This window comes from Pseudomonas sp. SbOxS1, assembly GCF_013416725.1.
Lineage (GTDB): Bacteria > Pseudomonadota > Gammaproteobacteria > Pseudomonadales > Pseudomonadaceae > Aquipseudomonas.
On the sequence record NZ_JAAVXC010000024.1, the window covers coordinates 49831 to 74878 of the forward strand.

The window sequence follows — 25048 nt, forward strand, 5'->3', positions numbered from 1 at the left end:
GGCGAACCAGACGCTGCGGTGTATCTGCCATACCGCGTCATCGTTCTTCGCCTGTAGGAGCGAGGCTTGCCCGCGAACCAGGCGCCGCGGTGTATCTGTTTCACCGCGTCATCGTTCTTCGCCGGCAAGCCTGGCTCCTACAAATAAAAGCAGGTCATTGGACTGGCAGGAAATTCAGGAACAGCAGGCTCTGGGCGTAATTCAAGCCGATCCGCCGGTAGCGCTCGTCGAGCATCTGGGTCAGCAGGTCCAGCCGCGCGACGATCTTGCCGAACTCCACGGCGAAACTCAGGTTGCTGCCCTCCTCCGAGATTTCGTTGGAGAACAGCATGGGTTGGCCGTCCTTGTTCTGCCGCTGGCTGAGGATCCAGGTGGCGATCTCGATGTTGCGCGCGGCATTGCTGACGAACGTCGGGTTGATCGCGTCCGTCATGTAGAACTCCAGGCGATTGCCATGGGCCGTCACCAGCATGCTGCCGATGGCATAGATGAACGCACCGACCCGATCACCGAGAAACTCCGGGCTCATGGCAAACCGCAACGCCGCCAGATCCTTCTTGCCACCCAGCGTGGGCAACGGCTCCTGCTGCTCAATGGCCATGCGCACCTGTTTGCCCGCGGTACGGGCATCCAGGAAACCGGACTTTTTCAACTCCTCGGGGTTGCGCAGGTACAGCTTGCCCATCAGCAGGTAAAGGCTGTCGAGGTTGTCGCGCATGGTCAGCGTGGCCATGCGGTCGACGCTGGTCTGCAGGAACTCCTGGGGTTTGCCATCGCGTATCTGGGTGAACAGGTCGTTGCCTGGCTGATGGCTGCAACCACTGGCCAGGGACAGCGACAGGCCGGCCAGCAGCAGGCGATGGCGACGGATTGAGCGGGCAATGTGGGGTGAAACTCGAGCCATGGGTATTGGACTTGGGCATGGGCCGACGGTGGGGATCGCCATCGGCTGGCAAGGGATAGAGCCGTTGGTGGCGCAAAAGTGCAGTGGGGAGGGTCGGCAATCGATCACCGGCAGTTGTAGGAGCCGGCTTGCCGGCGAAGGCGTCCTTGAACATTGCGTTGGTCTTTCGGACGCTTTCGCCGGCAAGCCTGGCTCCTACAGTAGATCGGGTACATCCGCGGGTGGCTGGTCGGCTATCAGGCCGCCACGAGGGAACCCGAGGGACTATCCTGATGCCAACCGCAATAATGACCACAAGGAGCAAAACATGCGCACCCAGCAACTGGCCGGCACCCAGGTCCCCGTCATCGGCCAGGGCACCTGGCAAATGGGCGAGGACCCCGCCCGCCATCAAGCGGAAGTGGCCGCGTTGCGCCTGGGCATCGAACTGGGCATGACCCTGATCGACACCGCCGAAATGTACGGCGAAGGCGGTGCCGAGCTCGTGGTGGGTGACGCCATCGCCGGCCAGCGCGACCGGGTCTTTCTCGTCAGCAAGGTCTACCCGCACAACGCCAGTCGCCAGGGCATCCCCCTGGCGTGCGAACGCAGCCTGCGCCGGTTGAAAACCGATACCATCGACCTGTACCTGTTGCACTGGCGTGGCCAGTATCCCCTGGAAGAAACGGTGGAGGCCTTCGAACGCCTGCGTGAAGCCGGCAAGATCGGCCGTTGGGGCGTATCCAACCTTGATCTCGACGACCTGCACGAACTGAACGCAACGGCCTGCGCCACCAATCAAGTGCTCTACAACCTCGAGGAACGTGGCATAGAATTTGATCTACTACCCTGGTGCCAGGAGCAGCGCATGCCGGTCATGGCCTACTGCCCGATCGGCCAGGCGGGGAAAATGCTGGCCAATGCTACGCTCAAACTAGTAGCTGCCCGCCATGACGCCACGCCTGCCCAGGTTTCACTGGCATGGCTGCTGCGCCAGGACGGCGTGATCGCCATCCCCAAGGCCGTCCGCCCCGAACACGTGCGACTCAATGCGCAAGCGGCGCAACTGAAGTTGGAGGCTGGGGATCTGGAGGCGCTGGACCAAGCGTTTCAGGCGCCCAAACGCAAGCAGCGGTTGGCCATGGTCTAAGCCATCGCGGTGACAGAGGGCTTCCACATGAGAAGCACCGATCAACCGGACGTCTTCAACCTGCAACGCTTCGTCCAGGCGCAAAACCCGGTGTTCGAGCGGGTCCAGGCTGAACTGGACGCCGGCCACAAGCGCAGTCACTGGATGTGGTTCGTTTTTCCGCAGTTTGCCGGGCTGGGTGACAGCGAGATGTCCCGACGCTTCGCGATCCGTTCCCGGGAAGAAGCACAGGCCTACCTCGCACATCCGCTGCTGGGTGTGCGGCTGAGGACCTGTACCCAGCAAGTGCTGAACATCCAGCAACGCTCGGTGGCGGCGATTTTCGGCCACCCCGACGATCTGAAGTTTCGCTCCTCGATGACCTTGTTCGCCCAGGTCGCGGCCGCCGACAGTCTGTTTCATCAAGCCTTGAACCAGTATTTTCACGGCATCGTGGATGACTGGACCTTGTCGCTGATGGACTCAAAACAAGCCCAGTTGCCCCCCCACCAGGGTTGAGAAGTCGTCATCGACGAACGGCAGGATGGCGTCCGCCACCGGTTGCAGTTGCCGGGTGATGTAGTGGTCGTAGTCGATGGGCGCACTGCGGATTTCCAGCGGCTCGGGGCCCGCCAGGGTGATCACGTAGCTGATCCAGCCACCATTCTGGTACTGCCGCGGGCGGCCCTGGCGATCGTTGTAATCGTCGGCAAGGCGCGCCGCCCGGACATGGGGCGGGACGTTGCGCTGGTAGTCGTCCAGCGTGCGGCGCAGGCGCTTGCGGTAGATCAGGCGGTCGTCAAACTCACCGGCCAGGGTCTTGCGCACATACTCGCGCACGTAGTCCTGGTAGGGCTTGCGGTGGAAGATCAGCGAATACAGCTCCTGCTGGAACTGCCGGGCCAGCAGCGACCAGTCGGTACGCACGGTTTCCAGGCCCTTGTAGACCATTTCGTCGCTGCCATCGGCGCGCGTGACCAACCCCGCGTAACGCTTCTTGCTGCCCTCCTCCGCGCCGCGGATGGTCGGCATGAGGAAGCGTTTGTAGTGGGTTTCGAATTGCAGCTCCAGCACGCTCTCCAACCCATATTCTTCACGCACGTGCTCGCGCCACCACTGGTTGACGTGGTCGACCAGCGCGCGGCCGATCTGCGCGGCTTCCTGCTGGCCGTGGGCGCGCCGCAGCCAGACGAAGGTCGAGTCGGTGTCGCCGTAGATCACCGTATGGCCCTGGGCTTCGATCAGCTTTCGGGTGCGCAGCATGATCTCGTGGCCACGCAAGGTAATCGATGACGCAAGGCGCGTGTCGAAGAAGCGGCATCCACTGGAACCGAGCACGCCGTAGAAGGCGTTCATGATGATTTTCAGCGCCTGGGACAGCGGCGCGTTGTGCTCGCGCTTGGCGGTTTCCCGGCCTTCGGCGACCCGGGCGACGATGGCGGGCAGGCAATGCCGGGTGCGGGAAAACCGCGCCCCGCGAAAACCCGGCACGGAATCCTGGTCATCGGGGTGCTTGAGCCCTTCGATCAGGCCCACCGGGTCAATGAGGAAGGTGCGGATGATCGACGGGTAGAGGCTTTTGTAGTCGAACACCAGCACCGACTCGTACAGCCCCGGTTGCGAGTCCATGACAAAACCGCCGGGGCTGGCTTGCGCCGGCTTGCTGCCCAGGTTGGGCGCGACGAAGCCCTGGCGGTGCATCAGCGGCATGTAGAGGTGGGTGAACGCCGCCACCGAACCGCCCATGCGATCGGCCGGCAACCCGGTGACACTGGCCCGTTCCAACAGGAACTTGAGCAGCTCGGTCTTGGCGAAGATCCGCGTGACCAGCTCGCAGTCCTTGAGGTTGTATTTGGCCAGCGCCGGCTTGTCCTCGGCGAACATGCGGTTGATTTCATCCATGCGCTGGTACGGGTTATCGATCGACTTGCCTTCGCCCAGCAGGGTTTGCGCGACGTTTTCCAGGCTGAACGAGGGGAAGCTCCAGGTCGCCGAGCGCAGGGATTCGATGCCGTCGATGATCAGCCGGCCGGCGGCGGATGCGAAGTAATGGTTGCCGCTGCCGTGTTCGCGCCACTGCATTTCCTCGCCGCCACGCCCCAGTCTCAGCGGCACGGCCAGGCGCCGGGCGTGTTCATGCAGGACCCGCAGGTCGAACTGCACGACGTTCCAGCCGATGATGGCGTCGGGGTCGTGGCGGGCGAACCATTCATTGAGCTTTTTCAGCAGCTGGGTTCGCGACTCGCAGTATTCGAGCTGGAAATCCACCGCGCCATGGTCGCCATTGGGCGGGCCGAGCATATAGACCTGACGCTCGCCGCAGCCTTCCAGGGCAATGGAATACAACTCGGCCTGGGCGGTGGTTTCGATGTCCAGGGACACCAGTTTCAGACTGGGACGGTAGTCGGGGTCGGGCTTCATCTGCGCATCGAGCAGCAGGCCGTCGGCCCCCGGTGTGCCGCCAAAGCGCACGGGCGCGGTGATGAACCGTTCCATCATGTAGCGCTCCGGCGGGCGCACATCGGCCTCGTACACTTCGACGCCCGCCCTGCGCAGCGCGGTTTCCAGGCGCATCAGTTGTCCGTGCTGCCGGCAGTACAGGCCGAGTACCGGGCGGTGGTCGAAGTCCTGCAGGGCCAGGGGCTTGAGCTCGACGTTTTTTTCGTCGCGCAACAGCGCCTCGGCCTGCTCGCGCTGGTCTGCCGGGATGAACGCCACCGACGGCTGATGAGGCAGGCGGATGCGCCGGGGACCGCTATCGGTCGCCAGCCAGAACTCGACTTCGGTGCCCGCCGGCGTGTCGCGCCAATGCCGGGTCAGGACGAAGCCCTGCGGTAAATCCACCACTGCAAACCTCAACGCTGATTCAGAGGGTGATTCTACCCGTCATCATCAAACCTGTGGGAGCGAGCCTGCTCGCGATAGGGGACTGACATTCACCCTTTATGTCGACTGACACGACGCCTTCGCGGGCAGGCTCGCTCCCACCGTTTTTTTGCCAACCTGGAATATGAGGCTTACCGAAGAAAAACCGCCCAATGACGTTTTTTGCGTGCTATCTGCCGCTTTTGCCCTTGCCCTGAACGCCTGGGTCTACGATTCTTCAAGAACAACGACAACACCCGGACAACCGCCATGAAAACCGTCGCGCAACTGCTCAAGATGAAAGATCAGAAGAACCAGGAAGTGCACCAGATCAAACCTGATCACATGGTGCTCGAAGCGCTGATGAAGATGGCCGAAAAGAACGTCGGTGCCTTGCTGGTGGTGGAAAATGACGAGGTGCTGGGCATCATCAGTGAGCGCGACTACGCGCGCAAACTGGTGCTGCATGGCCGCTCCTCCGTGGGCACGCCGGTACGCGACATCATGGTATCGCCCGTGATTACCGTGGACACCCATCAAACCGTCGACACCTGCCTGGGCATCATGTCCGACCGGCGTTTGCGCCACCTGCCGGTGGTGGAAAACGGCAAGTTGATCGGCCTGCTGTCGATCGGCGACCTGGTCAAGGAGGCCATCGCCGAGCAAGCCGAACTGATTCGCCAGCTGGAGCAGTACATCCGCGGCGAATGACACAACCCGTTACCTTGTAGGAGCCAGCGGTGCGGCGATCCGACTTGCCTGCGAAGAACGATAACGCGGCTTTACAGATACACCGCGTCATCGTTCTTCGCAGGCAAGCCTGGCTCCTACAGATACGGGGGATTGAGGTGTCTACGACGGCCAATGCCGGGCAAACACCGGCGCCAATGTCGGATGCCGGTCAATCCGTTCCAGCCAGGCGGAAAAACCCGGCCGGGTCCGGCGCAAATGTTCGCGGCTGCCCGCCCACCGCGTGATCACCGCCGCCAGCACATCCAGCGCGCCCGGTGTCTCGTCCCCCAGATACAACTCCGCGGAAAACTGGTCGGCAAACACTTCCCAACTCCAGTGGAGTCGCTGCCGGGCACCGGCCATGAGGTTTTGCCGCGACGATTCATCCGCACTGGCCAGCCAGCGCTCCGGGTAATCGATGATGCCGATGGCCGCGTAACAATTGCTGACGATGAACGCCAGGCCCCGAATGGCCTGGTCACGGTCGGCGGGGTCAGCCGGCAACAGGTTCGACTGGGGAAACGTCAGCCCGAGATGGATCAGGATTGCCGCGCTCTCGGTGAGGATGCCGCCGTTGGGCAACTGCAGCGTCGGAATCTGCTTGAGCGGATTGAGCTTCTCCAGCGCCTGGGCGGCCTCCGGGGAGGTTTCGACATCGATGAAGCGATAGGCGATTTCGCACAGCTCCAGTGCGGCCTCGATCGCGGCCGCGCCCGAGTTCTGATGCCCGTAAAGTTGATACATACACACCTCCTGGTTGGCCGCGATCAGCACCAGCTAACCAGTGTAGAAGGCGCCATCGACCACGGCCCGAACGTCCGACGACTGCAACATCACGCCCACGAACGGTATCGCCGCACCCCTATCAATAACGTCGATGTTCACCATCACGTCAATGAAGTTCTCTTAAAAAATCCGCGGCGTAACATCAGCTCCATACCAACCAACAACACCCCGGAGCACACGATCATGAAACGCCAAACCCTCCTCAGCATCGCTTTCTCGGTTTTCGCAGTTAACGCTTTTGCCGCTACTTCTGTTCAGCCTGTCGTGGCTGAAGGTGGCTCGGATCGTCTGATTGAAAGCCGGGTGGCCGAGGGTGGTTCGGATCGCCTGATCGAGAATCGTGTGGCTGCCGATGGTTCTGACCGCCTGCAAGGCAACACCATCGCTGCCGATGGCTCTGACCGCCTGCAAGGCAACACCGTTGCCGCCGATGGCTCCGACCGCCTGCAAGGCAACACCGTCGCTGCCGATGGCTCTGACCGCCTGCAAGGCAACACCGTTGCCGCCGATGGCTCCGACCGCCTGCAAGGCAACACCGTTGCTGCCGATGGCTCCGACCGCCTGCAAGGCAACACCGTCGCTGCCGATGGCTCCGACCGCCTGCAAGGCAACACAGTCGCTGCCGATGGCTCTGACCGCCTGCAAGGCAACACAGTCGCCTGATCCCATCGCTGCACCGCACACACAAAAAGCCCGGCCTGATCAGCCGGGCTTTTTCATGCATTTATTCCGGGTCTGCTCAACGCGCCATGCAGCGCTGGTAACGCTCGTCGACCCTCTTGGCAAACCAGGCGGTGGTGAGCTTGCGAGTGATTTTCGGGCTTTGCAGCACGATCCCCGGCAATACCGCCCGCGGCAGGGAACGCCCTTCGGCCTGTTCGGCCAAGGCAAAGACCCGTTGATAAAGCTCGCTGTCCTCGAACGCCAGGGTGTTGCCCTCCTCCAGTTGATCCCTGATCGTCGGATTGCGCATGCCCAGCTGTTTACCCAGGGTGCGCACCGCCCGCTCCGTGGTGCCGGGCATGATCGAACCGTAGCGCACCAGGTCGCCATCCAGCGCCAGCGGAATGCCCGAGGCCCGGCTCACGGCGTTCTGGAAGGCGGCGTTGCGACTGGCGTACCAACCGGCGTTGAAATCGGCGAAGCGGTACAACGGCTGCTTGTAGCTCACCGGATAACCGAGCAGGTGCGCGATGCCGAAGTACATGCCGCCGCGCCGGGTAAAGACTTCACGCCGTATCGAACCGTCCACCGGATACGGATAGCTTTTGGCCTGCTGTTCGGCAAAGTCGATGCTGACCTGCATCGGCCCGCCGGTGTGCACCGGGTTGAAGCCGGCGAACAGGGTCTTGCCCATGGGCACGATGCCGATGAAGTCATCGAAAATCGCGCTCAGTTCTTTTTCGCTGCGCGCCGCATTGAGTCGGTCGTTGTAGGTTTTGCCGTTGGGCGAATTCACACGCAGTGCACCGCTGACCAACAGTTCGGGGATATGCGCCTTGGCCGCGCGGCGATCGATCTCGTCCCGGGCGATCTTGCCCAGCCCCGGCACACCGGGATCCACCTGGAAGGTCGACTCCTGCTCGGTGACTGCCAGCACCGAACAGAGGTTTTGCGTGGTCGGTGCGATGTTCTGTGCGGCAAACGCGGCATAGATGTCCGTGGCCCAGCCCTGGCGGTCGACGGTCTTGGCCGGTAGCAGGCGCACGATCTGCGCCTTGACCTCGGCGGGTTTGCGCGCCGCGGGTTCCTGGGGCCGCTGGCTGCTGCAACCGGCCAGCACCAGTAAGGCGGCGATGCTCATGATCAATCGATGGTTTTGCATGTTGCTCCAGGGCGTTCGTTGAACCGGGTTAACCATACGATCAATGACAGGGCGCAGGCTATGACCGGGGGCGAACCCGGCTGTTCCTCAGGCACCCGCGAAAATCGCTGGCCGCTGCGGTTTTTCCTCTCGGGACTCATTACCTGCAGCACGTCATACAAACTGATTGCGCCACACGACTGCGAACTCTTATCATTTGCACCTGGAGTCGCATTTGCGCAAGGAGTTCCGCGCCGTCATACCTTTTTATTTGCGGCGGCGCCGCCCAGGAACCCAGCATGATGACTCCAGCCAGAACCGCCATCCCCTATCGGTCGACGCTACTGGCCTTGCTTTGCTCATTGTCCGTCACGGCCCACGCCGCGACGCCCGCGCCAGGCAACTCGCCTGCGCTGGTGCTGGACAACGTCAACGTCAATGCCCAGCCCCCCTCACCGTCCGACCTGCCTCCGGTGTACGCTGGCGGCCAGGTCGCGCGCGGTGGGCAACTGGGGGTGCTGGGCAACCAGGACATCATGGACGTGCCGTTCAGCGTCACCGCCTACACCGAAGAACTGATCCGCGACCAGCAGGCCGAAACCGTGGGTGATGTGCTGCTCAACGACTCGTCGGTGCGCCAGGCCTCGGGGTTTTCCAACCAGGCCCAGACCTTCATGATCCGCGGGCTGCCGCTCAACGGCGACGACATCTCCTTCAATGGCCTGTACGGCATTTTGCCCAGGCAGATCATTTCCACCGATGCCCTGGAGCGCGTCGAAGTGTTCAAGGGCCCCAACGCCTTCATCAATGGCGTGACCCCGAGCGGTTCCGGCATCGGCGGCGGCGTCAATCTGCAACCCAAGCGCGCCGCCGATGCGCCGTTGCGCCGTTTTACCACCGACATCAGTGATGAGGGGCGTATCGGCGAACACCTGGACGTCGGCCAGCGCTTCGGCGAGGACAACCGCTTCGGTGCGCGGATCAACCTGTCCCAGCGCGAAGGCGACACCGCCATCGACGATGAAAACCAGCGCTCGAAACTGTTCGCCATCGGCCTCGACTACCGTGGCGACGCCCTGCGCGTTTCCGGCGACTTCATCTATTCCAAGGAGCGCATCAACGGCGGCCGCAGCTCGGTCAACCTCGGCACGGCCACGCACATCCCGGATGCGCCGTCGGCCGACACCAACTATGCGCAGAAATGGGGCTTCAGCCAGATCGAAGATACGTTCGGCATGCTCCGCGCCGAGTACGACCTCAACGACGGCTGGACCGCCTACGCCGCCGCTGGCGCCAAGCACACCCGTGAAGTCGGCAACTACGACGGCACGACCCTGGTCGGCAACGATGGCAGCTCCGTGACCACCGGCTCGTTCATTCCCCATGACGAGGACAACAGCAGCGCCATGGCCGGCCTCAACGGCAAATTCGCCACCGGCCCGGTCAGTCACCAGCTCAATTTCGGCCTGGCCGGGATCTGGACCCAGCAGCGCAACGCGTTCGATTTCGACCTGACCCGATACCCGAACAACATCTACCACCCGGTCGACGTGCCGGCGCCCCAGGGCGGTTTCTCCGGCGGCGACCTGCACGACCCGGGCATCACCGGTAAAACCTTCGTGCGCAGCGGCGCGGTGTCCGACACCCTGGGCTTTTTCGATGATCGCCTGCTGGTCACCGTCGGGGTGCGTCGCCAGCAACTGGTGGTCCAGGGTTATGCCTATGGCACCGGAACCCGCACCTCCAACTACGACGAATCGATCACCACCCCGGTGTACGGCATCGTGTTCAAGCCGTGGGAACACGTGTCGTTCTATGCCAACCGTATCGAAGGCCTGGCCGAAGGTCCGACAGCGCCCAACACCGCCGGTTCGCGCGTGGTGGTCAACGGCGGCGAAGTCTTTGCCCCGGCCCGCTCCAAACAGATCGAAGCGGGTGTGAAAGTCGACATGGGCACCTATGGCGCGACCCTTGGCGTGTATCGCATCGAACAACCGGCCGATGGCTACACCGAGGTCATCGACACCAGCACCGCGCGTTTCGTGCACAAGGGTGAGCAGATCAACAAAGGCGTGGAACTCAACGTCTTCGGCGAACCCCTCGACGGCCTGCGCCTGCTCAGCGGGGTAACGGTGATGGACACCGAACTGAAGAAAACCCAGGGCGGCCTCAACGACGGTAACCGGGCCATCGGCGTACCGACCTTCCAGTTCAATGCCAGTGTCGATTGGGACGTACCGGGCCTTCCGGGCGTAGCGTTGAACGGTCGGATGCTGCGTACTGGCGGTCAATACGCCGATGCGGCGAACAACCTCAGCCTGCCGACCTGGAACCGCTTCGATGCTGGTGCCCGCTACGCCTTCAAGGTGCAGGAAAAGGACGTGACCTTGCGTTTTGGCGTCGAAAACGTGGCCAACAAGAAGTACTGGGAATCAGCCCAGGGCGGCTTCCTGACCCAGGGCGAACCACGGGTGGCCAAGCTGTCGGGGACCATCGACTTCTGATTTCGGCCTGCATCCATTCAGCGGCCAGTCTGGCCGCTGCGCAAGGCTGGACCATACTTGCTGCACACGGCAAGAGGACGGGTTCATGCAGCGTAGCGATGTGTTGATCATCGGCGCCGGCCCGACGGGGCTGGTCCTGGCGCTATGGCTGAGCAAACTGGGGGTGCGCGTGCGGATCGTCGACAAGACCTCTGCACCGGGTACCACCTCACGGGCACTGGCGGTGCAGGCGCGCACGCTGGAGCTGTATCGCCAGCTGGACCTGGCCGACGCCATCGTGCGCGACGGTCATCGGGTCGCGGCCGCCAATTTCTGGGTCAAAGGCCAGCCCGTGGCGCGCCTGCCGTTAAGCCGCGTCGGCGAGGGCCTGACGCCCTACGCTTTCCTCGAAATCTACCCACAGGACGAACACGAACGGCTGCTGATCGACCGCCTGCAAAGCTTCGGCATCACGGTGGAGCGCAATACCGAGCTCGAAGGTTTCGAGCAAACCGCTGACGGCATCAGCGCCACGCTGCGCCTGCCCGACGGTCAGCAGGAAAACTGCCAGGCCTGCTACCTGGCCGGTTGCGACGGCGCCCGCTCGATCGTGCGCAAGACCCTCGACACTGGTTTTCCAGGGGGTACATACCAGCAGATTTTCTACGTCGCCGACGTGCAGGCCAGCGGCCCGGCGTTCAATGGCGAGCTGCATGTGGATCTCGATGAGGCGGATTTCCTCGCGGTATTCCCGCTGGCCGGCAGCGGTCGCGCGCGCTTGATCGGCACCGTGCGCGACGAACGTGCCGAACAGGCGCAAACCCTGCAATTCGATGACGTGAGCAGTCGGGCCATCGAGCATATGCAGGTCAAGGTCGAACAACTGAACTGGTTCTCGACCTACCGCGTGCATCATCGGGTGGCGGATCACTTTCGCAGCGCACGCGCCTTCCTGTTGGGCGACGCCGCCCATGTGCACAGCCCCGCCGGGGGCCAGGGCATGAACACCGGGATTGGCGATGCCATCAACCTGGCCTGGAAACTCGCGGCGGTCCTGAGCGGCGCCGCCGAGGCGAAACTGCTCGACACCTACGAAACCGAACGCATCGCCTTCGCCCGCAAACTGGTGGCCACCACCGACCGGGTGTTCACGTTCGTCACCGCCGACGGGCCCATGGCGGATGTGTTACGCACGCGGCTGGCGCCCTTCCTGATTCCAAAAATGGCCTCGTTTGAGACCACCCGCGAGTTCCTGTTCCGCACGGTGTCGCAAATCACCCTGAACTATCGCTCGATGCCCTTGAGTGCGGGCGTTGCCGGACGCGTGCATGGCGGCGACCGCCTGCCCTGGGCGCACGACGGTGAAGGGGACAATTTCGAATCGCTCAAATGCCCGACCTGGCAGGTGCATGTGTATGGCGACACCAGCGACGAGATGATCGACTGGTGCCACGAACACCATCTGCCGCTGCATGTGTTCGGCTGGCGCCCGGCATTTGAAGCAGCCGGGCTGGGGCGTAGCGGGTTCTACCTGCTACGGCCGGATACGTATGTGGCGATTGCCGAAACCTGTTCGGACCCGAAGGTCATCGAACGGTATTTCCGTGACCGCGGGATCCGGCCGTATTTTGGTGCTCCCTGATTTTAGGTTGGGCTACAGGTGCGTATTTGGATTGGGTGTATATCCGTTGCTGCGGTAACGGCCGCTTATGGTTTCGCCCTTACGGCGAGTCACTTGGAAGAGCCCCAAGTAACCAAGGGCTCTTGCCCCTGGCGTTCGGTGCCTCGCTAGGGGGCAAGAAAATCAAAAGCCAAATCAACAGCCAAAGCGAAAACGAGGCGGCCTTAAAGCCGACCTGATTACAGGCCTGTCCACATTCCCCTGTGGGAGCCAGCCTGCTGGCGATGGACTTACAGGCAACGCGTTCATCCAGACAGGGCGCGTTATCGTTGACGTCCATCGCCAGCAGGCTGGCTCCCACAGGGGATTGGGGGTATCTGTAAAAAGTCAGGTCGGCTTTAAGGCCGCCTCGCTTTTGTTTTTGATCTGGGGCGCCCCGTTAACCACGCTGGCTGAACGCAGGCATTGCGCAGTGGGGAAACCGGCAGGACGCCGGTTTAGCCGCGCTGGGCCATGGATGGCCCATCGCGGCGACCCACGGAGCAATGCCTTCGTTACGGCATGCCGAGCCTAGGCGAGGCACCGAGTGGTGGGAAAGAGCCTTTTGCTTACTTTTTGGCGTTTGGAAAAGTGAGTCGCTGTAAGAGCGAAACCATCAGTGGCCGTTACCGCAGGAATGGATATGTACTCGGTAAAACCAACCATCCCAGTCATCTGTCAGACCGCCTTCGCGAGCAAGCTTCGCTCCTACAAGGTGTTTTTCAGATCCCCGCCTGCGCCAGGTCCATCGCAAAATACGTGAAAATCAGATCAGCCCCCGCCCGCTTGATCGCGCCAAGGCTTTCGCGCACCACGCGATCCTCATCGATGGCCCCCGCCTGGGCGGCGAACTTGATCATCGCGTACTCCCCGCTCACCTGATACGCCGACAAGGGCAGGCGCGAGGCTTCGCGAATGTCGCGGATGATGTCCAGGTACGCACCGGCCGGCTTGACCATCAGCGCATCGGCGCCTTCCTGTTCGTCCAGCAGCGACTCACGCACCGCCTCGCGGCGATTCATCGGGTTCATCTGGTAGCTTTTGCGGTCGCCCTTGAGCGCGCTGCCGCCGGCTTCGCGGAACGGACCATAGAGTGCCGAGGCGAACTTGGTCGAATAGGCCATGATCGCCGTCTGGGTGAACCCGGCGGCATCGAGCGCCCGGCGAATGGCCTGGACCTGCCCGTCCATCGCCGCCGATGGGGCAATCACGTCTGCGCCGGCACGGGCGGCGGCCACTGCCTGTTTGCCGAGGTTGAGCAGGGTCTGGTCGTTATCGACTTCATGGTTGTGCATCACGCCGCAATGCCCGTGGTCGGTGTACTCACAAAAACAGGTATCGGACATGACGATCATTTCCGGCACGGCGTCCTTGGCGATGCGCGACATGCGCGACACCAGGCCGTTGTCGTTCCAGGTGTCGCTGCCGTTGCTGTCCAGGTGATGGGACACGCCAAAGGTCATCACCGACTTGATCCCGGCGCGGGCATAACGCTCGATCTCCCCCGCCAGTTTCGATTCCGGAATGCGCATCACCCCGGGCATGCTCTTGATCGGTACGAAATCGTCGATTTCTTCTTCGACGAAAATCGGCAGTACCAGGTCATTCAAGCTGAATTCGGTTTCCTGGAACAGACTGCGCAGGCTTGCATTGCGGCGCAGACGGCGTGGGCGTGCTTCGGGGAACTGACTGGACATGGAGATGCCTCAAAAAACAGGTAACAAGATAAAAGTCGTAGAGGGAGCGAAGCTTATGCCCTGCAAGGCGCAGGGCACAAATCGCCCGGGAGAAATGACCCTTGCGGCGTCAGCAATAATCGCTGCGACAAAGGTCTCAAAGGCTCAGCGTACCGTCGATACAGGTCACCACCGCCCCGCCGATCCAGATGTCATCGCCCACCTGTTCCACCTGGATGCGCCCGGCGCGGCCCATGGTCAGGCCCTGGCTGACCAGATAACGGGGCGGCGCCAGCCCTTCACCGAGCAGCCATTGGGCAATCCCGGCGTTGAGGCTACCCGTGGCCGGATCTTCAGGCATGCCGTCACCGGAAATGAAGGCCCGCACTTCGAACTGCGCGTCATCGCCATCGCGTTCCGGATGCCACGGCGCGATGACACCCACGGCGAGGCCGAGCATATGCGCATGATCCGGTTGCAAATCAAGCACTTGCTGGCGATCCGCGAGCATGACCGCCAACCAGCCCGCACCGTTATCGACCCACTGCGCGCGGACAATCGCCTCAGGCTCCAGCCCCAGGCCCAACCGCACGCGCGTCATCAGGCTGGCGTCCACCGGCCCGGTCTTGAGCAGTGGCGGAGCGAGAAACGCCAGTTCCGCGCCCTGCCGACGGACCCGAACCAGGCCGACACCGCACTCCTGGATGATCTCTTCGCCCTTGGGCACACCGCCGGCTTCCAGCCAGGCATGGCAAGTGCCCAACGTTGGATGCCCGGCGAACGGCAACTCCTTGAGGGTCGTGAAGATGCGCACCCGATAATCGGCACGGGGATCCTGCGGCTCCAGAATGAACGTGGTTTCGCTGAGATTGGTCCAGGTCGCGAACGCCGCCATCTGCTCATCGCTCAGCTTGTCGGCGCCAAACACCACCGCCAGAGGGTTGCCTTTGAGCGCCGCGCGACTGAAGACATCGACTTGCTTGAAATTGAAGGTATGCATGGCCGTCCCTGGTCCTGATCAGATCGAATCGTTCGGCTTGGGAATTTCCAGCCCGCGCTTGACCGCCGGCCGCGCCAGGAAACGCTCCAGCACGCGTGTGACGTTCGGGAAATTGTCGATGCCAACCAGATCGCCGGCTTCATAGAAACCGATCAGGTTGCGCACCCACGGGAAGGTCGCAATATCGGCGATGGTATAGCGCTCGCCCATGATCCAGTCGCGCCCTTGCAGGCGTGCATCGAGGACGCTGAGCAGGCGGCGGCTTTCCTCGACGTAGCGATCACGTGGACGCTTGTCTTCGTAGTCCTTGCCGGCGAATTTATTGAAGAAACCCAACTGGCCGAACATCGGGCCGATGCCACCCATCTGAAACATCAGCCACTGGATGGTCTCGTATCGCGCTGCCGTTTCCTGCGCCAGCAATTGCCCGCTCTTGTCGGCGAGGTAGATCAGGATCGCCCCGGACTCGAACAGCGGCAGCGGTTGGCCGTCCGGACCGTGGGGGTCGAGAATGGCCGGGATCTTGTTGTTGGGGTTCAGCGACAGGAACTCGGGCGACATCTGGTCGTTGGTGTCGAAGCCGACACGATGAGGCTCGTAGGGCAGGCCGATCTCTTCAAGCATGATCGATACCTTGACGCCGTTGGGGGTCGGCAAGGAGTACAGCTGAATCCACTCCGGGTACCGGGCCGGCCATTTGCGGGTGATGGGGAACGCAGACAAATCGGTCATGGGAGCCTCCACGAGAAATTGAGACTGCCGATCATAATGGAGATGAGCCGGCCTGCGGTGTGTGGCGCCATGAATATCGCTGATGGTCAAGATCAAGCGAGATCACAACGCTTGTCTGCCGGCTAGTGTAGGGTGTCCATAATTTCGCAACATCCTGTCGATAACCTTTGCTCCAACCCATTAAAGGTTACCGGTAAAGTGCTGCGCTCTCGGCCGGAATCGAACCAAATGGGCATCAGAGGACTCTGAGATATGTCCCTTTGATACGGAACGGCTTTACGACATGGAAAACACCCGACGCTGGAAAGTCGCGGTGTAAAGGTTTGTCAGCCTTAACCCAAATGCGCTGAAGAACCTTTTATTCAATGATCAATCCCTTGAAATTCACCCGACACTTTAAACACCGCGCGTATTTGCTCCTGCCCGCACTGCTGGCGGTCAGCGCGTTGTTTTTGGTGCTGGAATCCAGGGAAAGCCGCGCCCAGCCGGTGGATGGCACCCAGACCCTGGTGTTCCTGCGCCATGCGGAAAAGCCCGAGGGCGGCCTGGGCCAGCTCAATTGCCAAGGCTTGAACCGCGCCATCGATCTGGCCACCCTGCTGCCGGAAAAATTCGGCAAGGCCGACTACGTGTTTGCCGCCAACCCGACGCGCAACGTCGAGGAAGGCGAACTGGACAACTCCTACAGCTACATCCGCCCCTTGATGACCATCAGCCCCAGCGCGATCAAGCTCGGCTTGCCGGTGAACATCAACTTCTCGGCCAATGACACCAGCGACCTGGCCGATGAACTGCTCCACGACAAGTACCACAACTCGGTCATCTACACCGCCTGGTCCCACGGCTACCTGCCGGAACTGATCAACAAGGTCGCCGGTGAAGCCGTCGGCAAGAAACAGAAGATCACCGAGGACTGGGAATCCAGCGACTATGACTCGCTGTACGTGCTGACCCTGACCTGGCACAACGGCAAGGCCAGCCTGCAGAGCCACAGCTATAAGCAGGGGCTGGATAACGGGCGGGAGACTTGCCCGACCTGACTTTTGGGGTGCCCCTTGTAGGAGCCAGGCTTGCCGGCGAAGAACGATGACGCGGTATAACAGACACACCGCGGCACCCAGTTCGCCGGCAAGCCTGGGTCCTACAGGCGAAGGCGCCGCTGCAGATACTCCAACACCGCCCCCCGCTCCCCGGCAAACTCGATCCGCGCCCCTTTCTTCTCGCGCTGAAACACATACATCGGGTCGTAATACTCAACCAGCAACCCCTCGATCCAGCCCCGGTGCAAATCCACCGCACCACTGCGCCCCTGCTCGGCCAACGCCTCCTCCATCAGGATCAGCATTCGCCGGTGGCGCTCACCGCCCAGACGCTTTTGCACATTGTCCAGGCTCGCCAACAGGCGCTCGGAGAACAACGCAAAACCTTCGTCGCCATGCACGGCGATGAACTCGGTACACAGGTCCACCACGTAATCGCGCAGGATCCGCTCGATCCGCCCTTGCAGGCTGTCTTCAAGCCACACCATCGGGAACTGCTGCATGCCCTGATACAGCGGCAATGGCAGCGCACAACTGCCGACCGCGCGGTTTTCGTCTTCCAGCACGAACTGTTCGATGCCGCGGGCACGCTTTTTCAGCACGTCCACGGCCAGGCGGTTTTCGAAGTCGATGTTGGACGGCTGGCCCGTGACGCGCTTGCCGAAACTGGAGCCGCGATGGTTGGCATGCCCCTCAAGGTCCAGCCCGTTGTCCAGTTGCGTGAGCAGCTCGGTTTTACCGGTGCCGGTCATGCCGCCCAACAACACGAAATCGCACTGGTCCACGGCCTGGTCCATGGTTTCCAGCAGGAAGCTGCGCAGGGCCTTGTAGCCACCGCCTACCCGCGGACAGTCGATGCCCGCCTCGTCCTTGAGCCATTGCTGGACGATCTGCGAGCGCAGGCCGCCACGAAAGCAATACAACAGGCCGTCAGGGTGAGCCCGGGCAAAATCCGCCCAGGCCTGGATGCGTTCGGCCTTGATGGCGCCGGACACCAACTGATGGCCCAGTTCAAGCGCCGCCTGCTGCCCGTGTTGCTTGTAACAGGTGCCCACCCGTTGCCGTTCGTGATCATTCATCAGCGGCAGGTTGACCACGCCGGGGAACGAACCCTTGAGAAACTCGACCGGCGCACGGACATCCATCATGGGCCGGTCGTTGAGAAAAATGTCGCGATAACCGGTGCAGTCGACAGGCATCAGGACACCTCGACCGCATGGCCCTGTCGCTCGACCAGCTCGCCGATGGGCGCCAGGCTCAGCCCCAGTTCGGCAGCGACCGCGAGAAAGCCGGCGTTGCCCTCGGGTGTCACGGCGACCAGCAGGCCACCGCTGGTTTGCGGGTCGCACAGCACACGCTTGTGCAGCTCCTGGAGACGCCCGAGCTTGCTCGCGTAGCTGTCGTAATTGCGCAATGTGCCGCCGGGCACACAGCCCAAGTCGAGGTAATACTCGACGCCCGGCAAGCGCGGTACCCGGGCATAGTCGATGCGCGCGGTGAGGCCGCTGCCATCGGCCATTTCCACCAGGTGCCCGAGCAGGCCGAAACCGGTGATATCGGTCATCGCCGCCACACCGTCCAGCTTGCCGAAACGACTGCCGGGCTTGTTCAGGGTGCACATCCAGTCGCGGGCCAGGCCCACATCGGCGCTGCGCAACTTGCCCTGCTTTTCCGCCGTGGTGAGGATGCCGATGCCCAAGGGCTTGGTCAGGTACAACAGGCAACCGGCCGTGGCCGTGTCGTTACGCTTCATGTGGCGCTTTTGCACCAGCCCGGTGACAGCCAGGCCGAAGATCGGCTCCGGTGCGTCGATCGAATGCCCACCGGCCAGGGGAATCCCGGCCTCATCGCACACCGAGCGCCCGCCGCGAATCACTTCCCGGGCGATCTCCGGCGCCAGCACATTGACCGGCCAGCCGAGGATCGCTATCGCCATCAACGGATCACCACCCATGGCGTAGATGTCGCTGATGGCATTGGTGGCGGCAATACGGCCGAAATCGAAAGGATCGTCGACGATCGGCATGAAAAAGTCGGTGGTCGACACCACGCCACGCTCGTCATCGATGGCGTACACCGCCGCGTCATCGCGCGAGGCATTGCCGACCCACAGTTTCGGATCAAGATTCTGCGCCCCGCTGCCGGCCAGGATCACTTCCAGCACCTGGGGGGAAATCTTGCAGCCACAGCCTGCGCCGTGGCTGTACTGAGTCAGACGGATCGGCTCGCTCATCGGTGACACCTCACTGGGTCGATGGGGTCGATTCTAGCAGAGCGGCCACTGACCCTAAGGCCGAGGCCTGCCCGGATGCGTTCATGACAGGCACCGTCCGACAATCCGAATGAATTTTCCGAACGCCCGACGATCCCTCTATGTACAACAGGGAGGAACAAAGGCTCTATGAACAACGCAAAACTGTTCATCATTGAATACACTCTTCATGGCGTCCCCAAGTCGTTCATCATCCGCCTGGACAAGATGGACAACGCGGAGGCCTGGCATTGGGCGAGCTGCGACGCGGGGGTCGGAAGAATCCCTCGCTTTGGCCGTGAAAAAGTGCAAAAGACCAGCAAACCGATGGCGGAAAAATTCGGCGTGGAAAACGTCAAGTGGCGACCGGCCGGTTAGCCCGGAAGCGAAGGATTGGGGGAATGTAATGACTTCGACACTCGTCAGCAGCCCTGCACAGCTGGACTACGGCCTGGATACGGCGTTGGGCCGCGTCACCCGCACCACCGAATGCCGCGTCGGCCTTGAACAGGTCGAAGGTGATCCGACGCGCTTCGCGGTGCGCATTCCAGCACCATTGCCGGAAGATCTTGAGCATGCCACGACCGTGGTGGTGAGGGTCGATGGACGACGTCTGACGGGCACCGTGCGCCACAGCCAACGGCTCGACGACGACAGCCTGAAACTGGAAGTGGAGCCCGACTAGGCCCCACGTCCCGGTGTGGGGCCAGTGTCAGTGGGCACACTTGCAACCTTCGTGGGCGCACTCTTCGCCGTGCTCGTGGTGCTTGGCGCAGGCTTCACAGCAGAAATGCTTGCCGTGACGCACGATCGGACGTTCGCCGAGCTTGCAGTTGCATTTTGGACAGTCGCACTTACTCTTCTCATCGGTCATGGCGCTGACTCCTTTGGCAGTGGTCGTCGGCGGGCTGGGTGAGCAACCCGCTGTACCAGTGTAGGAGTTGATGAGGGAGGCAGTCAGACCTTGTCGAGTTGATATCAGAGCACCATCGCCGCAATCCAGCCAAACACCAGCAATGGCAGGTTATAGTGCAGGAACGTCGGAACAACGGTGTCCCAGATGTGGTGATGCTGGCCGTCGATGTTCAGGCCGGATGTCGGCCCCAGGGTCGAGTCCGACGCCGGCGACCCGGCGTCGCCCAATGCTCCCGCGGTGCCGACGATGCACACGATGGCGATCGGGCTGAAGCCCAGCTGCACGCACAAGGGTACGAAAATCACCGCCAGGATCGGCACGGTGGAAAACGACGAACCGATGCCCATGGTCACCAACAGGCCGACCAGCAACATCAGCAAGGCGCCGACGGCCTTGCTGTGGCCAATCCACGCGGCCGAGGTTTCGACCAGCGTCTGCACCTGCCCGGTGGCCTTGATCACTTCGCCGAAGCCGGACGCGGCGATCATGATGAAGCCGATCATCGCCATCATCTTCATGCCTTCGGTGAACAGGTCATCGGTGTCGCGCCACTTGACGATGCCCGACACCGAAAAAATCAGGAAGCCCACCAACGCGCCGATGATCATCGAATCGAGCAGCAACTGGATGATGAACGCCGCGGCGATGGCCACGCCGGCGACCATCAGGCTCAGCGGGTTGTACTGCACCGCAACCTGCTCGACCTGTTCGATCTTTTCCAGGTCGTAGACGCGCTTCTTGCGGTAACTGACAAACGCGATCAGCAGGCCTACGAACATGCCCAGCGCCGGGATGCCCATGGCATGGGTCACGTTGATGCCGCTGATATCGACGCCGCTGCGCGCGACGTTGGCCAGCAGGATTTCATTGAGGAAGATGTTGCCAAAACCCACCGGCAGGAACATGTACGGGGTGATCAGGCCGAAGGTCATGACGCAGGCGATGAGTCGGCGATCGAGCTGCAGCCGGGTCAGCACGTACAGCAGCGGCGGCACCAGCAACGGAATGAACGCGATATGAATCGGCAGGATATTCTGGGAGGCAATGGCCACCACCCACAACAGGCCGATCAGCAGCCATTTGACCTGGCCGCCGCCACTGGCATGCTGGCGGTCGACCATCGCCAGGGCCTTGTCGGCCAACGCATGGGCCAGTCCCGACTTGGCAATCGCCACCGCAAACGCGCCGAGCAACGCATAGGACAACGCCACCGTCGCCCCACCGCCCAAGCCACTGTTGAACGCCTTGAGGGTCGCGTCGATGCCAAGGCCGCCGGTCAGGCCACCCACCAGCGCCCCGACGATCAGCGCGATCACCACATGCACGCGGGACAGGCTGAGTATCAGCATGATGCCGACCGCGGCAATTACTGCATTCATTTCATTACCTCGAGACAAACGGAAAGACTCCGTCCGGCAGGCTGTGAGAGCCACCAACGGATTAAGGAATGGGTTTTATTAGAGGGCGCGCACTGTGAAGGAAGCAGCGGCAAGCTGCAAGCTTCAAGCGACAAGATTTGCCTCAAGAAAGCCGCTTTATGGCCGTTACAGAGCAAAGTCGCAGATATTTATCGAATAAGGACGCCTCCATGTCGCTCAGACAACTTTCCATTCAATGGAAAATCACCCTGTTGGCCGGGCTGTGCCTGGCGGGCATCGTGACCCTGCTGGTGGGTCTTTCGTTGTACCGCATGGAGCACAGCTCCGCGCTGGTGAAAGCCTCGAGCATGGAGATGCTGACCGAAGCCGCCCAGGCACGGATCGAGTCGCAAGGTGAAAACCAGGCGCTGATGATCCGCCAGCAGTTCATGGACGCTTATCAATATGGCCACGGTTTTTCGCGCCAGGTGCTGTTTCTGCGCGACCAGGCCGAAAAACGCTTCCTCGATGCCTTCGACCTGCGCGAAGACCTGACCCGCCAGGTCAAGTCGGCCCTGCAAGCCAACCCCGAGCTACTCGGCCTGTCCCTGGTGTTCGAACCCAACGCACTGGATGGCAAGGACGATCTGTTCAGCGGCCAGGCTGAATTGGGGAGCAACGACAAGGGCCGTTTCGCCCTGTATTGGTCGCAGCCGACGCCGGGCAAGGTGACCTCCATGGCGCTGCCCGAAAGCGACATCGCCGACACCCGCACCGGCCCCAGTGGCGAACCGGCCAACGCCTGGTTCACCTGCCCGCGCACCCACCTCACGCCCTGCGTGATCGAGCCATACTTCTATGTGATCGACGGCCAGAACGTGCTGATGACCAGCATCGTTTTCCCGTTGATGGTCAATGGCAAGGTCATCGCCTCGCTATCGGTGGACATCAACCTCAACAGCCTGCAAGCGATCAGCCAGAGCGCCAGCCGCAAACTCTATGACGGCCAGACCAGCGTCAGCATCGTCAGCCCGGCCGGTCTGCTTGCCGGTTACAGCAAGGACGCCAGCAAGCTCAGCCAGCGCCTGGAAGCCGTGGACACCACCACCGGCGCCGAGCTGATGCGCATGCTTGCCACCAGCAGCAAGACGTCCAGCCTGCACAGCGATCAGCAATTGAAAGTGCTGTCGCCGTTCCAGCCGATTCCCGGCGGCAAAGCCTGGGGCGTGTTGCTCGACGTGCCGGAAAAAGTCCTCGTCGGCCCGGCCGAGGCCCTGAAGAAACAACTGGATGACAGCAACACCGCCGGCACCCTGACCGAACTCGGCCTGGGCATCCTCGCGGCGCTGGTTGGCTTGCTCCTGGTGTGGCTGATGGCGCGCAGCGTGACCCGGCCGATCCTGGGCGTGGCGCACATGCTTGAGGACATCGCCAGTGGCGAAGGCGACCTGACCCGCCGCCTGGCGTATGACAAGCAGGATGAACTGGGCCAGCTGGCGGGCTGGTTCAACCGTTTCCTCGACAAGCTGCAACCGATCATCGCCGAGGTCAAGCGCTCGGTACAGGACGCCCGCGGCACGGCGGACCAGTCGTCCGCCATCGCCAGCCAGACCAGCGCCGGCATGGAGCAGCAATACCGCCAGGTGGACCAGGTCGCGACCGCTTCCCACGAAATGAGCGCCACCGCCCAGGACGTCGCCCGCAGCGCCGCACAAGCGGCACAGGCCGCGCGGGATGCCGATCAGGCCACCCGCCAGGGCCTGACCGTGATCGACCGCACCACCACCAGCATCGACAACCTCGCCGCCGACATGAGCGCGGCGATGGTCCAGGTCGAAGGCCTGGCGGCCAACAGCGAGAAAATCGGTTCGGTCCTGGAAGTGATCCGCGCCATTGCCGAACAGACCAACCTGCTGGCCCTCAATGCCGCCATCGAAGCCGCCCGTGCCGGTGAAGCCGGGCGCGGCTTTGCCGTGGTGGCCGACGAAGTGCGCAACCTGGCGCGCCGCACCCAGGAGTCGGTCGAAGAAACCCGCCTGGTGATCGAACAACTGCAAAGCGGCACCCAGGACGTTGTCGGTTCAATGGGCAACAGCCATCGCCAGGCCCAGGACAGCGTCGAACAGGTTGGCCAGGCCGTGACGGCGCTGCAGCAGATCGGCGACGCGGTCACCGTGATCAGCGACATGAACCTGCAAATCGCCAGCGCCGCCGAAGAGCAAAGCGCCGTGGCCGAGGAAATCAACCACAACGTGGCAACCATCCGCGACGTCACCGAATCGCTGTCGGGGCAAGCCAACGAATCGGCGCGGGTGAGCCAGTCGCTCAATCGCCTGGCGAACCAGCAGCAGAGCCTGATGGATCAGTTCCGCGTTTAACCAACGCACCGATCAACTGTGGGAGCGAGCCTGCTCGCGATGGCGTGGTGTCAGTCAATATTGATGTCGACTGACACGACGCCATCGCGAGCAGGCTCGCTCCCACAGGTTTATCTGTCGTACATGAGATTGCAGCACAACCGGTCAGTTGCCTGGAACCTGCGCAGCGTTTCGGTATCGAATCTACCGATACCGCGCCCCGCCATTCAAACAGCCGTTTTGCGGTTGTTGCCACAGGGGCCATCGATACACGTACATGCCCTTGAGTGGCTGTCAGCGCTCGGGTAATGTCATCAGACCCATAGGACAGAGCACGCCCATGACTTCCAAGCTGGAACAACTCAAACAGATGACCACTGTGGTTGCCGACACCGGCGACTTCGAAGCTATCGCTCGCGTCAAGCCCGTGGACGCCACCACCAACCCTTCGCTGCTGCTCAAGGCGGCGGCCATTCCCGCTTATGCCGAGCTGCTGAACGCATGCGTCAGCGACTGCAAGGGCGATGTGGGCCTGGCCAGCGACCGTTTTGCCGTCGCCGTCGGGCAGGAAATCCTCAAGGTGATTCCTGGCCGTATTTCCACCGAAGTGGATGCACGCCTGTCGTTCGACACTGACGCCGTATTGAAGCGCGCGCACCGTCTGATCGAGCTGTACGAAAACGCCGGCATCGGCCGCGACCGGGTGCTGATCAAGATCGCCTCCACCTGGGAAGGCATCCGCGCTGCCGAGATCCTGGAAAAAGAAGGCATCCAGACCAACCTGACCCTGCTGTTTTCCTTTGCCCAGGCGGCTGCCTGCGCCGACGCCGGGGTGTTCCTGATTTCGCCGTTCGTGGGTCGCATCTACGACTGGTACAAGAAAGCCACCGGTAACGACTATGTCGGCGCGGACGATCCGGGCGTGCAGTCGGTGACGCGTATCTACAACTACTACAAGGCCAATGACTACAAGACCGTGGTCATGGGTGCAAGCTTCCGTAACCTCGGCCAGATCGAGCAACTGGCCGGCTGCGACCGCCTGACCATCAGCCCGGACCTGATCGACAAGCTGGCGGCAGACACCGGCAAGCTGGAGCGCAAGCTGGCCCCGGGCAGCGCCGGTGAAGCGCGCCTGAACCTCAATGAAGCGCAATTCCGCTGGCTGTCCAACGAAGACGCCATGGCGACCGAGAAACTGGCCGAGGGCATTCGCCAGTTCGCCCGTGACCAGGAGAAGCTGGAGGCGTTGTTGCAGGCCAAGCTGTGATCTGAATCGCGCAATGCAAAAAGGGCGAACCTTGGTGGGTTCGCCCTTTTTTATGAGTCCTGATTGTATGTGGCGATCTTGCGGACGCCTTCGCTGGCAAGCCAGCTCC

Annotated in this window: 22 protein-coding genes; 11 read left to right on the forward strand and 11 right to left on the reverse strand. The window is 62.1% G+C overall.

Annotation, left to right across the window (positions count from 1 at the left end):
- Positions 1 to 154: 154 nt before the first annotated feature.
- A complete protein-coding gene (locus HFK74_RS19770; protein WP_180204951.1) occupies positions 155 to 904 on the reverse strand; it encodes a hypothetical protein in 750 nt (249 codons plus the stop codon).
- Between the two features lie 307 nt (positions 905 to 1211).
- Here HFK74_RS19770 and HFK74_RS19775 point away from each other — a divergent pair, with 307 nt between their 5' ends.
- Both HFK74_RS19775 and HFK74_RS19780 read left to right on the forward strand, forming a co-directional pair.
- Complete coding sequence (locus HFK74_RS19775) at positions 1212 to 2033, forward strand: aldo/keto reductase (RefSeq protein ID WP_180204952.1); 822 nt, start codon at positions 1212 to 1214, stop codon at positions 2031 to 2033.
- A gap of 27 nt (positions 2034 to 2060) precedes the next feature.
- Positions 2061 to 2531 (forward strand): DUF1810 domain-containing protein, encoded by a 471-nt coding sequence (locus HFK74_RS19780; RefSeq protein ID WP_180204953.1) that lies wholly within the window; start codon positions 2061 to 2063, stop codon positions 2529 to 2531.
- Here the strand turns inward: HFK74_RS19780 and HFK74_RS19785 are convergent.
- On the reverse strand, positions 2496 to 4856 hold the full coding sequence (locus tag HFK74_RS19785) for a DNA polymerase II (RefSeq protein ID WP_180204954.1): 2361 nt from the start codon (positions 4854 to 4856) through the stop codon (positions 2496 to 2498). The genes HFK74_RS19780 and HFK74_RS19785 overlap by 36 nt on opposite strands.
- A 291-nt stretch (positions 4857 to 5147) precedes the next feature.
- On the opposite strand from HFK74_RS19785, the gene HFK74_RS19790 reads away from it, so the two are divergent.
- Complete coding sequence (locus HFK74_RS19790) at positions 5148 to 5588, forward strand: CBS domain-containing protein (RefSeq protein WP_180204955.1); 441 nt, start codon at positions 5148 to 5150, stop codon at positions 5586 to 5588.
- A 141-nt stretch (positions 5589 to 5729) separates the two neighbouring features.
- On the opposite strand, the gene HFK74_RS19795 is transcribed toward HFK74_RS19790, so the two are convergent.
- The gene (locus HFK74_RS19795) at positions 5730 to 6353 is read right to left on the reverse strand and encodes a glutathione S-transferase N-terminal domain-containing protein (RefSeq protein ID WP_180204956.1); all 624 of its coding nucleotides are present in this window, start codon (positions 6351 to 6353) and stop codon (positions 5730 to 5732) included.
- Between the two features lie 225 nt (positions 6354 to 6578).
- Here HFK74_RS19795 and HFK74_RS19800 point away from each other — a divergent pair, with 225 nt between their 5' ends.
- Positions 6579 to 7058: a hypothetical protein gene (locus HFK74_RS19800; protein ID WP_180204957.1), complete on the forward strand. Its 480-nt coding sequence runs from the start codon at positions 6579 to 6581 to the stop codon at positions 7056 to 7058.
- A 76-nt stretch (positions 7059 to 7134) separates the two neighbouring features.
- On the opposite strand, the gene HFK74_RS19805 is transcribed toward HFK74_RS19800, so the two are convergent.
- Positions 7135 to 8220 (reverse strand): DUF1615 domain-containing protein, encoded by a 1086-nt coding sequence (locus HFK74_RS19805; protein ID WP_180204958.1) that lies wholly within the window; start codon positions 8218 to 8220, stop codon positions 7135 to 7137.
- A 278-nt stretch (positions 8221 to 8498) separates the two neighbouring features.
- Here HFK74_RS19805 and HFK74_RS19810 point away from each other — a divergent pair, with 278 nt between their 5' ends.
- Together HFK74_RS19810 and HFK74_RS19815 are read left to right on the forward strand one after the other, a co-directional pair.
- Positions 8499 to 10703: a TonB-dependent siderophore receptor gene (locus HFK74_RS19810; protein WP_180204959.1), complete on the forward strand. Its 2205-nt coding sequence runs from the start codon at positions 8499 to 8501 to the stop codon at positions 10701 to 10703.
- Positions 10704 to 10788: 85 nt separating this feature from the next.
- Positions 10789 to 12324 carry an FAD-dependent oxidoreductase gene (locus tag HFK74_RS19815; protein WP_180204960.1) on the forward strand — a complete coding sequence of 512 codons (1536 nt, stop codon included), beginning with the start codon at positions 10789 to 10791 and terminating at the stop codon, positions 12322 to 12324.
- 740 nt (positions 12325 to 13064) lie between these two features.
- Here HFK74_RS19815 and hemB read toward each other — a convergent pair.
- From hemB to HFK74_RS19830, 3 genes are all read right to left on the reverse strand, one after another.
- Positions 13065 to 14039, reverse strand: a complete 975-nt coding sequence (gene hemB / locus HFK74_RS19820) for a porphobilinogen synthase (RefSeq protein WP_180204961.1) — start codon at positions 14037 to 14039, stop codon at positions 13065 to 13067.
- A 136-nt stretch (positions 14040 to 14175) separates the two neighbouring features.
- Positions 14176 to 15018, reverse strand: a complete 843-nt coding sequence (locus tag HFK74_RS19825; RefSeq protein ID WP_180204962.1) for a PhzF family phenazine biosynthesis protein — start codon at positions 15016 to 15018, stop codon at positions 14176 to 14178.
- A gap of 18 nt (positions 15019 to 15036) precedes the next feature.
- Complete coding sequence (locus HFK74_RS19830; RefSeq protein WP_180204963.1) at positions 15037 to 15750, reverse strand: glutathione S-transferase family protein; 714 nt, start codon at positions 15748 to 15750, stop codon at positions 15037 to 15039.
- A 365-nt stretch (positions 15751 to 16115) separates the two neighbouring features.
- Here HFK74_RS19830 and HFK74_RS19835 point away from each other — a divergent pair, with 365 nt between their 5' ends.
- Positions 16116 to 16790 (forward strand): histidine phosphatase family protein, encoded by a 675-nt coding sequence (locus tag HFK74_RS19835; RefSeq protein ID WP_180204964.1) that lies wholly within the window; start codon positions 16116 to 16118, stop codon positions 16788 to 16790.
- 101 nt (positions 16791 to 16891) lie between these two features.
- On the opposite strand, the gene mnmH is transcribed toward HFK74_RS19835, so the two are convergent.
- Together mnmH and selD are read right to left on the reverse strand one after the other, a co-directional pair.
- On the reverse strand, positions 16892 to 17989 hold the full coding sequence (gene mnmH, locus HFK74_RS19840) for a tRNA 2-selenouridine(34) synthase MnmH (protein WP_180204965.1): 1098 nt from the start codon (positions 17987 to 17989) through the stop codon (positions 16892 to 16894).
- Positions 17989 to 19023 (reverse strand): selenide, water dikinase SelD, encoded by a 1035-nt coding sequence (selD, locus tag HFK74_RS19845; RefSeq protein WP_180204966.1) that lies wholly within the window; start codon positions 19021 to 19023, stop codon positions 17989 to 17991. The genes mnmH and selD overlap by 1 nt, the downstream gene beginning before the upstream one ends.
- Positions 19024 to 19191: 168 nt before the next feature.
- On the opposite strand from selD, the gene HFK74_RS19850 reads away from it, so the two are divergent.
- Positions 19192 to 19419 (forward strand): DUF6555 family protein, encoded by a 228-nt coding sequence (locus tag HFK74_RS19850; RefSeq protein WP_180204967.1) that lies wholly within the window; start codon positions 19192 to 19194, stop codon positions 19417 to 19419.
- Positions 19420 to 19447: 28 nt separating this feature from the next.
- A complete protein-coding gene (locus HFK74_RS19855; RefSeq protein WP_180204968.1) occupies positions 19448 to 19726 on the forward strand; it encodes a hypothetical protein in 279 nt (92 codons plus the stop codon).
- Between the two features lie 27 nt (positions 19727 to 19753).
- Here HFK74_RS19855 and HFK74_RS19860 read toward each other — a convergent pair whose 3' ends face one another.
- Both HFK74_RS19860 and HFK74_RS19865 read right to left on the reverse strand, forming a co-directional pair.
- Positions 19754 to 19915: a metallothionein gene (locus tag HFK74_RS19860; RefSeq protein ID WP_180204969.1), complete on the reverse strand. Its 162-nt coding sequence runs from the start codon at positions 19913 to 19915 to the stop codon at positions 19754 to 19756.
- Positions 19916 to 20019: 104 nt separating this feature from the next.
- Complete coding sequence (locus HFK74_RS19865; RefSeq protein ID WP_180204970.1) at positions 20020 to 21336, reverse strand: Na+/H+ antiporter family protein; 1317 nt, start codon at positions 21334 to 21336, stop codon at positions 20020 to 20022.
- Between the two features lie 209 nt (positions 21337 to 21545).
- Here HFK74_RS19865 and HFK74_RS19870 point away from each other — a divergent pair, with 209 nt between their 5' ends.
- Entirely contained in the window at positions 21546 to 23693 is a 2148-nt protein-coding gene (locus tag HFK74_RS19870; RefSeq protein ID WP_180204971.1) for a methyl-accepting chemotaxis protein, read from the forward strand.
- 319 nt (positions 23694 to 24012) lie between these two features.
- On the forward strand, positions 24013 to 24939 hold the full coding sequence (gene tal, locus HFK74_RS19875; protein WP_180204972.1) for a transaldolase: 927 nt from the start codon (positions 24013 to 24015) through the stop codon (positions 24937 to 24939).
- The last annotated feature ends 109 nt before the right edge of the window (positions 24940 to 25048 follow it).